The sequence below is a fragment of the Nonomuraea sp. NPDC048901 genome, from assembly GCF_040649695.1.
Taxonomy (GTDB): Bacteria; Actinomycetota; Actinomycetes; order Streptosporangiales; family Streptosporangiaceae; genus Nonomuraea.
Map to the genome: position 1 here is coordinate 65,005 of NZ_JBEZFW010000005.1, position 12,914 is coordinate 77,918.

Sequence of the window (12,914 nt, forward strand, 5' to 3'; positions counted from 1 at the left end):
CTTGGTGAAAGTTTGGGCGGATAAATTACTCCTTATGAGGATTACGGTCATTGAGCACGAGGCAGACGCGACCCTCGGCTACCTGGGCGACTGGCTGGGGCCGGTCTGCGACGTCGTACGGCCGTACTTGGGCGAGGAGGTTCCCGAGCGCGCCGCCGACGGGCTGATCGTGCTCGGCGGGGAGGCGGCGGCGTGGGAGGACGATCGCTGCCCGTGGCTGCCCGCCACCCGCGACCTGCTGGCCCGCTCCGTCGAGGACGGTACGCCCACGCTGGCCATCTGCCTCGGCGCGCAGCTGATGACCCTGGCCTGCGGCGGCACCGTCGAGCGGGGCGGCGAAGGGCTGGAGGTGGGCGTCTGCGAGGTGGTCGCGCTGCCCGCCGCGGCCGCCGATCCGCTGCTGTCCGGTGTCGGTACGGCGGTGGCCGTCCAGTTCCACCAGGACGTGATTGCCCGGTTGCCCGACGGGGCGGTGCCGCTGATGACGGGAACGCCGTACCCGAACCAGGCGTACCGGCTGGGCGCGGCGGCCTGGGCGGTGCAGTTCCACCCCGAGGCCACGCCGGAGATCTTCACCTCGTGGTCCACGGCCTCGGGCCTCGGCTCGGCCCGCGAGCTGAACGCGGCGGTCGGCGCGGCCGAGGAGACGCTCATGGCCACCTGGCGGCCGGTGGCCGAGGCGTTCGGGCGCCTGGTCGCCGACAGGGCACGGCCGGACCTTGAGCCCATTCAGGGCATGTCCTGAGTCGTTCCCCGACGCGCGCCCTGGCTGTTCCTGGTCTGCGTCGGCTGATGTCCGCGCGTACCGGCCGCCGGGCCGGATGATTACCGGCGGCCGGTACGGGGTCGGGTGAGCGCATGGGCGAGTGCGTGGACGCCGCCCAGGACGAGCGGCAGCGCGGCCAGCCCGGTCAGGGCTGACCCGGCGCCCCCAGTCGGCACTCCCGACGCCTTGAGCCGCCGCCATGCCCACACCGTGAACGGGATCACCACCACCGGCGCCGTCACCACGCCGGGCGTGTAGCCGCGCGCGAGCGCCGACTGCACCAGATGGCCCACCCCGTGCAGCCCGAACCCGGCCAGCACCGCCTGGAACACCGGGCTGCGTCCTCCGGTGCGCGCCCCCATGGCCGACGCCCCGGCCACGACGCCGCCCATCAGCCCGATCGCCACGTTCACCTGCCGCTGCGACATCTCCAGCCGCTGCCACGGGACCCGTGGGTAGCGCCGCTCCAGCTCGGGCCGGTGCTCGCGGGTCCAGCGGGCCATCGTGGCCAGCTCCTCCGCGTCGTGCGCCACCCAGGCCGCGAGCAGCCCCCACGTCACCGTCGCCGGCACGCCGTCCATCTCAACTCCCTAAAACGCAACGCAACGTTGCGTTTAACTTTAGGCTTCGGAGGCGGTGGGCTGTCAAGATGGAGGGGTGCCGAGGATCGAGTCCACCGCCGCCCGCCTGGCCAAGCTCGGCTTCGCCGACGGCGCGCGGGCCGCGACCCTGGTACGACAGTCGGGGGCCGAGCTGGACGATCTGCTCAAAGGACTGGTGGCCGTGTCCGATCCCGACCTGGCGCTCGCCTCACTGACCCGCCTGGCCGAGCGCGAGCCCCGCGTGCTCGACACACTGCGCGCGGACGAAGACCTCCAGGGCCGGGTGCTCGCGGTGCTCGGGGTGAGCGCCGCCTTGGGGGAGCACCTCGTACGCCATCCCGAGCAGGTGGGGCTGCTGGCCCTGCCCGAGCTGGGAGACGCGCGGGCCGAGCTGCTGCGCGCCGTCGGCGCCGAGCCGGAGGAGGACGAGCCCACCGCGTCGGATCCCGGCGCGCTGGTGGCGCTGCGGGTCGCCTACCGCGGGCGGCTGCTGCATCTGGCCGCGCGCGACCTCACCGGGCAGATCGGGTTGCCCGACGTCACCGCCGAGCTGTCCGACCTCGCGGGCGCGGCGCTGGAGGCCGCGCTGGCCATCGCGCGGGCCGAGGTCGACGCGAGTGACGTACGGCTGGCGGTGGTCGGCATGGGCAAGCAGGGCGCCAGGGAGCTCAACTACATCAGCGACGTTGACGTGATCTTCGTGGCCGAGCCGCGCGAGGGCGCCGACGAGACGGCGGCGCTGCGCGGCGCCACCCGCCTGGCCCAGGCCATGATGCGGGCCTGCACCGCGACCACCCCCGAGGGCGCGCTGTGGGAGGTCGACGCCGGGCTGCGGCCCGAGGGCCGCGCGGGGCCGCTGGTGCGCACGCTGGCCAGCCATCTGGCCTACTACCGGCGCTGGGCCAAGACCTGGGAGTTCCAGGCGCTGCTCAAGGCGCGGCCGGTGGCCGGCGACCTGGCGCTGGGCTCGGCCTATGTCGAGGCGGTCAACGAGTTCGTCTGGTCGGCCGCGACCCGGGAGCACTTCGTCGAGGACGTGCAGGCCATGCGCCGCCGCGTCGAGTCCCACGTACGGGCCGAGGGCGAGCGGCAGATCAAGCTGGGTCCCGGCGGGCTGCGTGACATCGAGTTCGCGGTGCAGCTGCTGCAGCTGGTGCACGGGCGGCAGGATCCGCTGCTGCGGCGCAAGGCCACCCTGCCGGCCCTGGCCGCGCTCTCCCGTGGCGGCTACGTGGGCCGTGACGACTCACGCGGGCTGGCCGAGGCGTACACCTTCCTGCGCCAGGTCGAGCATCTGCTGCAACTGCACCGGCTGCGTCGTACGCATGTCCTGCCGTCGGACCCCGACGACCTGCGGCGGCTGGGCCGCGCGCTCGGCATGCACGCCGACCCGGTGGGGGAGTTCACCGCCAGGTGGCGCCGCCACGCGAGGGAGGCGCGGCGGCTGCACGAGAAGTTGTTCTACCGGCCGCTGCTGCAGGCGGTGGCCCGGTTGCCCGAGTCCGAGGCCCGGCTGTCCACCATCGCGGCGGCCGCCCGGCTGGCGGCGCTCGGCTACGTCGACCCCAACGGCGCCCTGCGCCACATCGCCGCCCTGACCACGGGCGTCTCGCGGCGGGCGGCGATCCAGCGAACGCTGCTGCCGGTCATGCTCGGCTGGTTCGCCGACACCCCGGACCCGGACGCGGGGCTGCTCGGCTTCCGCCAGGTGAGCGACAAGCTCGGCACCACGCCGTGGTACCTGCGGCTGCTGCGCGACGAGACGGCCGTGGCGGCGCGGATGGCGCGGGTGCTCGGCAGCAGCCGCTACGCGACCGGGCTGCTCCTGAACGCGCCCGACGCCGTCGGGTTGCTGGGCTCCGACGAGGACCTGGCCGCGCGCTCGCCGGACGCGCTACTGAAAGAGGCGTCGGCCGCCGTGTCGAGGCACGGGTCCGACATGGAGTCGGCGGTGGCGGCGGTACGTGCGCTGCGGCGCAGGGAGCTGTTCCGTACGGCCGTAGCCGACATTTCCGGACTTATGAGTATTGAGCAGGTCGGGGTGGCGCTGTCGTCGCTGAACGACGTGACCATCCAGGCCGCGCTGGACGTGGCGATCGGCAAGGTCGAGCTGGAGCGGCGGGGGCCGCTGCCGACCAGGTTCGCGGTGATCGCCATGGGACGGCTCGGCGGCATGGAGTCCTCCTACGCCAGCGACGCCGACGTGATGTTCGTACACTCGCTCGTGCCCGGCGCCTCCGAACGCGACGCCACCGACGCCGCGTACGCGGTCGCCAACGAGCTGCGCCGCCTGCTCGCCCTCCCCGCCCCCGACCCGCCGCTGCTCATCGACCCCGACCTGCGCCCCGAGGGCAGGCAGGGCCCGCTCGTCCGTACGCTGGCCTCCTACCAGGCCTATTACGCGCGCTGGTCGTCCCCTTGGGAGGCGCAGGCACTGCTGCGGGCCCGCTTCTCGGCCGGTGACGCCGCGCTGGGCGCCGACTTCGTCGCCGTGATCGACGACCTGCGTTACCCGCCCGAAGGCCTGTCCGACGACGTCGTACGCGAGATCAGGCGGCTCAAGGCCCGCATGGAGGCGGAGCGGCTGCCACGCGGCGCCGATCCCGCCCTGCACACCAAGCTGGGCCCCGGCGGCCTGTCGGACGTCGAGTGGGTGGCGCAACTGCTGCAGCTCCGTTTCGCGGCCGGACACCCGGCGCTGCGGACCACCCGTACTTTGGAGGCGCTGCGCGCGGCCGAGGGGGAGGGCCTGCTCGCGGCCCCCGACGCGGCCGTACTGGCGGCGGCCTGGCGCTTCGCCTCGCGCGTCAGGGACGCGATCATGCTGGTCAAGGGCCGTCCCGGCGACAGCGTCCCGGCCGACGTCAGGGAGCGCAGGCTCATCGCCCGCATCCTCGGTTATCCGCCCGATGGCTCGGAGGACTTCCTCGACGACTACCGCCGGGTGACCCGGCGGGCCCGCCAGGTGGTCGACCGGGTCTTCTACGGTTCCTGACCTTTGACCTGCTTCCCGCCCTGAAGGGACGGGGATTCCCGTGCCGCTATGCGGCAGCTCGTGCCGCTTGCGCGGCCCGTGCTGTGGGACGGGGTGCTTGACGTTTCGCGGACCCGGGTGGGTCTCCACGCCCTGAGACGACCAGCCCGGCCGCCTGTCCTTTGCTCTTGATGTTCCTCGCCCCGATGATGTCGGCGTGCTCGGTGTGCCCGCAAGAGGTGCAGGAGAAGATCGCTTGGCTCTTGCGGCTCTTCTCGTCCACCTTCCCGCACGCAGGTTCCGGGCACGTCTGGGACGTGTACACAGGGTTGATCTTATGGATGACGCTGCCGGTGTAGCGGGCCTTGGAGCGGAGAGCGACTTCCAGCCCGTACCAGCCCTTGTCGAGAATCGCCCTGTTGAGCCCGGATTTCGCCGCCGCGCCGTTGCGCAGGAACCTGCCCGGCCAGTCGGGGTCGGGCTTCGGCTTGACGGCCGTGCTCATGCCCTTGGTGTTCAGGTCTTCGATGACCACGTGCCCGTAGGCGCGGGTGAGCCGGTGCGCGGCTTGGGCGTTGAAGTCAGCGCGCCGCCACCGCACTCGCCGCATGACCTCACTCATCGCAGCCCTGACCCTCTTGCGGCGCCTCGATCCCTTCTGCGTGCGGGCGAGTCGGCGTTGCAACCGCAGATACCGTTCCGCTTCGCCGGGCGTGACATACCCCAGGTCGCCCTGCCGGTCCCGTTTCGTCTCCCGGGGCAGCTGCCGGGAGGAGACACCGCTGGTTCCGGCGTGGCGGCGGTCGAAGAACTCCCCGTCCGAGGTCACGGCGGCCGTGACCACCCCCCGGTCCACGCCCACCCATCCAGGGCAGGCGTGTTCCTCACGCTCGGCGATCCCATCCTCGAGCAGGAAGCTGATGAACCAGTGCTTGCCGTCCCGGGACACGGTCGCGGACTTGACGCTCCCCCCGAGCGGACGCGACATCCGAAACCGCGCCCACCCGAACTTGGGCAGGAAGACCCGCCCCCACTTGCGGCCGATCCGCTCCACGGGCAGGTGCTTGGCGGTGGGGAAGCGAAACGAGGGCCGCCACTTCGCCTTCGACTTCCAGTGCACTGTCCACGTGCCATGCTTGCGGCACGCTTGGTCCAGGTCTTTGAGGGTCTGCTGGATCACCTGGGCGGGGGCATCGGCGAGCCAGTCGCAGTACGGGTCCTTCTTCGCCTCGGCGAGCTGCCTGCACTGCTCGGCATAGGTGATCCACCCTCCGCGCCGCCGGTATTGCCGCCGTTGTTCGAGGCCGGTGTTCCACACGGCCCGGCAGATCCCACCCAGCCTCTCGGCGAACGCCTGCTGTCCGAAGTCGAACTCCAGGCGATACTTCCGGCCCGCCAACATGCGAAACACCCCCTTCTCCCTCGGGATGCTCACGTCTCACCGACTCGAACACATTATCATCTGGTCTATGAGCCAGGAAGCAGAATATCGACGAGGCAGACACGTGGTTTCCGCGATGCACGCCCATCTGGTCTTTGTCACCAAATATCGCAGAAACGCCTTCGACGACGCGATGCTGCGCCGCTGCGAAGACATCATGATCGAGGTGTGCGACAGTTTCGAGGCCGAACTGCGCGAGTTCAACGGCGAACACGACCACGTCCACCTGCTCGTCCACTACCCGCCCAAGGTCGCGATCAGCAAACTCGTCAACTCGTTGAAGGGCGTCTCCTCGCACTACCTGCGCAAGGAGTTCACCGGCAGCGTCAACCACGCCATCATGCACGGCCCCTTCTGGTCACCCAGCTACCTCGCCGCCTCCTGTGGCGGAGCGCCCCTATCGATCATCAAGACGTATATCGAACAGCAGCGCCGCCCCACCTGAGGTGCCAAATCCGCGCTCCGGGATGCCCCGCCTACAGCGGGCCATCCCCCAAAGGAGGGACCGCATTCATCCCCGGCCCGAAGGCCGAGGCTTCCTGCGGACCTTCGGTAACAGGTTGGTTGCGGGCCGTGCGGGCCGGCCCCGGCGGGTGTATCAAGGCGCGGGGTGATCCATTTTGCTATCCATTTACGTCGACCTCGCGTTAGGTCTGGTGCTGGCGTTCCTCCTGCTGTCGCTGCTGGTGAGCGGGCTGAACGAGGCTTTCGTACGGCTGCTGGGCATTCGTAGCAAGTTCCTGTGGGCCTATCTCCGCGACACCATGGACGGCAGCGACGCGCAGGGGAAGTCGTGGTTGCCGGCCAAGGTGGCCGACGTGTTCGCGCGGCTGCCGTTCATCCGTGATCCACGGCCCGCCCACAGCGACCAGCCGGCCCCGGTCGAGGCGGCCCAGGCGCCCGAGCAGGAGACCAAGGCCGACGACGCCGTGACGAAGCTGCTCTACCAGCGGGTCCAGGAGATCGACCATCCGAAGAGGGGCCGCACCAGCATCGCCAACATTCCGCCGGAACGCTTCGCGGTGGCCCTGATGGAGATGGCCGCCGGCGAGAAGGACGGCGTCGAGGGGCTGCTGGCCAAGCTCAAGTCGATGGGCAGCCCGCTCTACGGCCATCTCAAGGGCGTGTGGGAGACCGCGCAGCGCGACATGGACCGCTTCCGGCAGGGCGTGGAGACGTGGTTCGACGGCGAGATGCAGCGGCTGTCGATGCTCTACAAGCGCTACGTCAAGTGGGTGGTCGCCCTGCTCGGCGTGGTGGTGGTGCTGCTGTTCACGATGGACGGGTTCGAGTACGGCAAGACGCTGCTGCGCGACAACGCCTTCCGCGCCTCGGTGACGGCCGTGGCCGAGGCGGGGCCCGACGCCTACAGCGAGCTCAAGGAGCGGTGCGCGCAGTCCAATCCGATGCCGTGCATCACTGAGACGCTGAGCCAGCCCGCGCTGGTCATGGTGTTCGACCACGCGATCGTCAACATCGCGATCCCGGCCGAGGGCGACCCGAGCATCCACTGGAACGGCGCCGCCTGGTGGGACCGCCTCACCACGCTCAGCCACTGGCCCGGCTATGTGCTGACGTTCGTGGCGCTGCTGTTCGGCGCGTCGTTCTGGTGGGACCTGCTCCGCCGCCTCACCGGTCTCCGTGGCCGTCGTTAGATCTGGGCTAGTGTTGCGCTGATGGAGACAGAACGGCTCATCATGCGCAGATGGCGCGACGACGACAGGGAACCGTTCGCGGCGATGAACGCCGACGCCGAGGTCATGGAGCACTTCCCGGCCCTGCTGACCAGGTCGGAGAGCGACGGCTTCGTCGACAGGATCGAGGCGGGCTTCGAGGCCCACGGGTACGGGCTCTGGGCACTGGAGGTGCGCGAGAGCGGCGAGTTCATCGGCTTGACCGGGTTGGTCCTGCAGACGTTCGAGGCGCCGTTCACCCCGGCGGTCGAGGTGGGCTGGCGGCTGGCCAAGGCGGCGTGGGGGCAGGGGTACGCGATCGAGGCGGCCCGGGAGGCCGTACGGTATGGGTTCGACGTGGCGGGGCTGGACGAGATCGTCTCCATAACGACCGTGGGGAACACCCGCTCGCGCAAGGTCATGGAACGCCTGGGCATGACCCGTGACATAGCTGACGACTTCTATCACCCGCGGGTCGCGGCGGACAGCCCGCAACGGCCGCACGTCCTGTACCGGCTCAGGCGCGGTCAGGCGCTCATGGCGTAGTACGTACCGGCTTATGGGTGGTCTGGGCAGGTCAGGCGCTCATCGCGTAGAGCACGTCGCGCAGGGCGGCCTCGCGGCTGCGCAGCCAGACCAGCCGCAGAACCAGCGTCGGCGCGTCGGAGGCGGGGTCCGTCTCTGTCGCGAAGTCGAGCGGGACCAGTGTGCCGGCGGTCAAGTGCGCCTCCAGCGTGAAGTCGGGCAGCAGCGCCCTGCCGAACCCCTGCCTGGCCCACTCACGTGCCATGGCGATGCTGGTCAGCTCCCTGCGCGGTACCTGCGTGCCGAAGAGCTGATCGGCCGCCAGCCGGATCGAACACCCCGGCGCGCTCACCAGCAGCGTCTCCCGATCACCGTCTGGAGCCGCGACCAGCAGCAGCTTGACTTCGTCCACGTCCAGAAAGTCCAGGTCGGGTGGCGGGGCGAACCCCAGCCCGCCGATCCGCGGACCGGAATCGAGCAGGAGCGCCGCGTCCAGGTCGCCACATGCCACCTCGGACAGCAACGCCTGCCTGGTGTATGAGCGCACCTCCACGTCCAGGTCGGGGTGGCGCTGCGACAGGCGGCGGACGATGACCGGCAGTTTGGCCGCGGCCAACATCTCCAGCGCCCCGATCCGGACCTGGCGGCGTCCGCCGGTCACCGCCCGCCGTACCTCGTCCGCATGGTCGAGCAGGCCCTGCGCGCGTGTGAGCAGAGTGGCGCCCGGGCCGGTCAGGCGCATGCCCTGGGGAGTGCGCTCGAAGAGCGCGACGCCGAGGCTGTCTTCCAGCCTGCGCACCTGTTCGGACACCGAGGCAGGGGCGAGACCGAGGTTGTTCGCGGCGCCGGTGACGGTGCCCGCCCCCGCCACCGCCACGAACCCCCGCAACTGACGCAGATCCATTCGGCCAAGCATACGGTTTTCCCGAACGCCCCCTGCGGCCGCGCCTGTTGAGGGGAAATATGCCGCTTTAGCAGGCTTCGGGGCATGAAGATGTTCGGTTTCTCCCTGGCCTACTTCTTGGTGATCCTCGACACGACCGTGCTCACGATCGCCCTGCCCGACCTCCGTACCTCCCTCGGCGGCTCACTGGCCGGACAGCAATGGGTGGTGAACGCCTACACCGTCGCCTTCGCCGCGTCACTGCTCACCGGGGGAGCGGTCGCCGATCGGTACGGCGCCGCCCGGATCTTCAAGGTCGGCGTAGCGGCCTTCGGCGTGATCTCACTGCTGAGCGCCGCGGCGCCCCATCTCGGCGCGCTGGTCGCGGCCCGCGCCCTGCTCGGCGTGGCGGGAGCGCTCTGCACGGGCGGCTCACTCGCCCTCCTGCCCGAACTCTTCCCCGACCCCGCCGCCCGCGCCCGCGCCACCGGCCTGTGGGCCGCCATCACCGGCACCGCCCTGGCCGCGGGCCCGCTTTTGGGCGGCCTCCTGGTCGACCAGTACGGCTGGCGGGCCGTCTTCCTGCTCAACCCACCCATCGCCCTGATCAGCCTGCTGGCCATGCGAAGGGTGCGCTCACCCCGGGGGCACCGGCTCATCGACTGGTGGGTGCAGGCGCTGGCCTGCGTACTGCTCGGCCTGCTCGCCGAAGCCCTGATCGACTCGTCACCGGTCGCCGGTGTGTCGGCCCTGGCCGCCTTCGCCGTGCTGGTGTTCGTGGAGCGACGAAAGGCGCTCGCCGATCGCCGCCCGGCATTCGTGGAGCGCCGCGGGCTTTTCGCAGGGCGCCGCAGTCACGCCCCCGTCCTGCCCCCCGTCCTGCCCGGCGGCTTGCTCGCCGTGACCTGGCCGGAACTGCTCGCGGGCATGGTGGCCAACTTCGCCTTCTCCGGCGCCCTGTTCGTCCTGACCCTCTTCCTGCAGGACACCCACCACCTGACCCCGCTGGCCACGGGCCTGGCCTTCTTGCCCCTCACCCTCCCGATGACGGTGAACCCGCTGCTCACCGGCCGCCTGGTGGCCCGCTACGGCCCCCGCCCCCCGATCCTCGGCGGCCTCGCCCTGCTGGCGACCGGCCTGGCCGGCGTCTCGCTCACCGACTACCTGGCGCCATGGCTGGTCGTGATGGGCTTCGGGCTGTCATTCGTACTGCCAGCGCTGATGGCCGGCATCCTCACCAGCGCGCCGACCGGCACGGCGGGCACGGCAGGCGGCGTCCTCAACGCCTCCCGCCAGGTCGGCGCGACGCTCGGCGTGGCCGTACTCGGCGGCCTGTCTCACCCTCTGCCGGTGGCCGCCATCCTGACCGCACTGACCTGCGCCTGCTACGGCGTCATGGCCCGCGCCCGACGGACGATGTCCACCGTTGGCTCACCAGGGACGGCTGGACTTCCAGCCGGGAAGTAATCCGGGAACCGCAGTCATCTGTCGTGATGGATGAGTTGACTGCCCATGGTTATTCTTCGCTCCATCCGCTCATGACCTTGCCCAAAACAATCAACACCATCCCTACTACCATGACGACGAAGCCCTCCGTGGCCAAGCGGGGTGGCCATCCTGCTGCAGCTATCTCGGTTATGGTCTTCTCTCCGCTGGACAGCGGGAAAGAGGGAGCGACGAACATGTAGAAGCCGATGAAGGCGACCACTATTCCAGCTATCTCTATCAGCTTGGATACGACTCCGCTGAATGATCTCGAAGTCCTCGGCGGACGTGCGTGAGTCCTGCGTGGGTCGCGTGCGTACGCTTTGACGGTAAATTCTTCGCTTGCTGGGCGAGCACGACCTTTCTCTCGCTCCCGTAGGAATTGGCCGATTACGGTGAGGATGGCTCCAATGAAAAATCCCATAAACATGGTGGGGAATCTGCTATGACCTGATTCGTGTTCCCCGACGGCTCCACCGATCATGCCCAGCGCGGCGCTACCCATGGCAATTAATAGGCCGACTCCATAGATGACGCCACCAGGGCTGCGCAAAGCGCCGCGTGGAATATCGCCATCGTGTTCGTCCAGCCAGCGTTCCACTACGCTACGGATGGCTTCAGCCCCCGGGCCTTCGATTACCGTAGAATTGATGTATACCTTGCCGTCGCGCTCCAGGTATACATTCGTGTTTCCGAACTGCAAGACATTCCTGCCATGAGACCGTATCGACTTCTCTAGGTAGTCTATGTCCTGTTTTTCGTATCTACCGCTGGCAATCTGGCGAAGGATGGCAAGGATGACATCGTCGCTACTGGGCACGGTCCCTCATGGCATGCATTCCAGTACCTGCTTCTAATTATCTAGGGTTGTCCCCGAAGTAGTTATTCGATGAGCCCTCGTTGTATACGTTGATGTTTCCGATCTGGCCCACTGAACGACTTCCGGTTGCTACCTGCCCTTCTGAAGGCGCCGTAGGTGTCGACTTGGCTGATGGCAGTCGATTGATTTCGGCAATGGGTGAAGTGCGTCTGGATCGGCATAGCTCAATGACCCCTGGAACGGCAAGTGCCAAGCCGCCCAGGGCAACGAACAGCCCGAGTACAGTGGCAACTTTCTCAGCCTGAGCGAGGCCGACAATGGCGAAATAGATGGCTAGGCCAACCACTGCTCCGACTGCGACAACTCCACCTATCCGCATAAGTACCACTCGTGACATGGGAGCTATTATCCACGGGCAGCTTGATCATTTGCAGACTGCTCGAGAGAAAGTAGCACCTTTGTCTCCGTATTGGTGGGTAGTTTTGTCCATGTGTGAAGGCTGACGCGCACTTTTTGGGGTTATGTGCTAGCGGCATTGGCCTTGCGCAAGGTGCTAATAGGCGAGGGGTCAGTGCTCGATCTTCGGCTCGTTGCCTGCGAATCCTTCGGCGCCCAACTTGGCGTGCTCCGACTCGACCGGCCTGGTCCGCTTCGAGTTGCCAGGCTTCGTGTGGGTGGGGGTGGGTGGGAGACGCACCGGTCGCAGAGTGGCGTCTCAGATGCGGATACCGCGAGGCTGCCGGGCCAGAACGCCCTGGAGCGGGAAGATGCGCAGTACGCGCCGTAGGGGGCCGCCTGGGCCACTCAAGTACAGAAACGGCCCGGCGCATTCGTGATTCGATGCCGGGCCGCTCTGTTCCGGTCCTGTTCCGCCACTGAAGTCCACATCGTCTGGCGCAGGATAGGCACTCACGACATCTTGACTCCGCCACCCGGTCCGTAGAGGCGGAACCCACCCTCGGTGTGGCCGTACTCGGCGACCCCTTGCCGGTGGCTGCCACCGTGACGGCACTGACCTGCGCCTGTTACGGCGTCGCGGCGCGCGCCCGGCGGACACTGCCCGCCGTCACCGAGAGTTTCGGCGATCTTGGGGGCCATGTCGTACGTGGCTCCTGACCACCCGCTCACCGGGACGGAGATACAGGCGGCTCGGGAGGAGACGCTTGGACTCGGTACCCGCAGTGAAGAGGCTTGAGTGGGATCCCGGATCGTGGGCAGCGAAGCCCGCTGGGTATTTGCGAACGCCGAGCCGGAGAGATCCGGCTCAGAAGGTGATGTGCGGCGGTGCCGGCGCGCATACTGGGCAGGGTGTTTCTGTGAGACGGCTGGTCTCCTTGTTGACGTGGGCGACCAGGCCGGAGCCGACACAGTAGCCGCACAGCCCTGTTCCCTCCAGTGCCGGATGCAGCCACGCGGGGAGTGGTGCCGTCGGCGCGGGTCGAGGGTTCACTTTTGGATCGTCAGGACCGCCTACGACGCCTCTGCCGTAGCAGCACATGCATTTGAGCACATACCCAGGAATGCTCCGATCTGCGCCGGTGCCTTGGCATTCGGGGCAGGTGAGGGGGTGGGTCATTGCCAACCACCCCTCACGCAAGTGCGGCATTTGGTCCACTCGTGCTCTTTGTCGCTTTTCCCGTTCGGGTCTTCCCAGTTACCACCCTCGCCGAAACAGGCGCCGCGGCGCCTGTGTTCTTTCTGCTCGTCATCGTCGTCTATCGTGCCCATGGCTTGACAGTATGGGG

General features: G+C 68.6%; 10 protein-coding genes. 6 read left to right on the forward strand and 4 right to left on the reverse strand.

The window, feature by feature from the left end; translation table 11 throughout:
* Positions 1 to 34: 34 nt before the first annotated feature.
* The gene (locus AB0C30_RS17935; RefSeq protein ID WP_357944782.1) at positions 35 to 745 is read left to right on the forward strand and encodes a type 1 glutamine amidotransferase; all 711 of its coding nucleotides are present in this window, start codon (positions 35 to 37) and stop codon (positions 743 to 745) included.
* 80 nt (positions 746 to 825) lie between these two features.
* Here AB0C30_RS17935 and AB0C30_RS17940 read toward each other — a convergent pair whose 3' ends face one another.
* The gene (locus AB0C30_RS17940; RefSeq protein WP_357944784.1) at positions 826 to 1,347 is read right to left on the reverse strand and encodes an HXXEE domain-containing protein; all 522 of its coding nucleotides are present in this window, start codon (positions 1,345 to 1,347) and stop codon (positions 826 to 828) included.
* 76 nt (positions 1,348 to 1,423) lie between these two features.
* Between AB0C30_RS17940 and AB0C30_RS17945 the strand changes: the two genes are divergently transcribed.
* On the forward strand, positions 1,424 to 4,363 hold the full coding sequence (locus AB0C30_RS17945; protein WP_357944786.1) for a bifunctional [glutamine synthetase] adenylyltransferase/[glutamine synthetase]-adenylyl-L-tyrosine phosphorylase: 2,940 nt from the start codon (positions 1,424 to 1,426) through the stop codon (positions 4,361 to 4,363).
* Between the two features lie 46 nt (positions 4,364 to 4,409).
* On the opposite strand, the gene AB0C30_RS17950 is transcribed toward AB0C30_RS17945, so the two are convergent.
* Positions 4,410 to 5,744 (reverse strand): transposase, encoded by a 1,335-nt coding sequence (locus AB0C30_RS17950; RefSeq protein WP_357946332.1) that lies wholly within the window; start codon positions 5,742 to 5,744, stop codon positions 4,410 to 4,412.
* 67 nt (positions 5,745 to 5,811) lie between these two features.
* On the opposite strand from AB0C30_RS17950, the gene tnpA reads away from it, so the two are divergent.
* The 3 genes from tnpA (at position 5,812) to AB0C30_RS17965 (ending at position 8,002) form a co-directional block, all read left to right on the forward strand.
* A complete protein-coding gene (gene tnpA / locus AB0C30_RS17955; protein ID WP_357944790.1) occupies positions 5,812 to 6,228 on the forward strand; it encodes an IS200/IS605 family transposase in 417 nt (138 codons plus the stop codon).
* A gap of 175 nt (positions 6,229 to 6,403) precedes the next feature.
* Positions 6,404 to 7,438: a hypothetical protein gene (locus AB0C30_RS17960; protein ID WP_357944793.1), complete on the forward strand. Its 1,035-nt coding sequence runs from the start codon at positions 6,404 to 6,406 to the stop codon at positions 7,436 to 7,438.
* Between the two features lie 21 nt (positions 7,439 to 7,459).
* Positions 7,460 to 8,002, forward strand: coding sequence for a GNAT family N-acetyltransferase (locus AB0C30_RS17965; protein ID WP_357944795.1), 543 nt, complete (start codon positions 7,460 to 7,462; stop codon positions 8,000 to 8,002).
* A gap of 31 nt (positions 8,003 to 8,033) precedes the next feature.
* Here AB0C30_RS17965 and AB0C30_RS17970 read toward each other — a convergent pair whose 3' ends face one another.
* Positions 8,034 to 8,885, reverse strand: coding sequence for a LysR family transcriptional regulator (locus AB0C30_RS17970; protein ID WP_357944798.1), 852 nt, complete (start codon positions 8,883 to 8,885; stop codon positions 8,034 to 8,036).
* 84 nt (positions 8,886 to 8,969) lie between these two features.
* Between AB0C30_RS17970 and AB0C30_RS17975 the strand changes: the two genes are divergently transcribed.
* Complete coding sequence (locus AB0C30_RS17975; RefSeq protein WP_357944801.1) at positions 8,970 to 10,331, forward strand: MFS transporter; 1,362 nt, start codon at positions 8,970 to 8,972, stop codon at positions 10,329 to 10,331.
* Between the two features lie 49 nt (positions 10,332 to 10,380).
* Here AB0C30_RS17975 and AB0C30_RS17980 read toward each other — a convergent pair whose 3' ends face one another.
* Positions 10,381 to 11,169 (reverse strand): hypothetical protein, encoded by a 789-nt coding sequence (locus AB0C30_RS17980; RefSeq protein WP_357944804.1) that lies wholly within the window; start codon positions 11,167 to 11,169, stop codon positions 10,381 to 10,383.
* Positions 11,170 to 12,914: the final 1,745 nt, after the last annotated feature.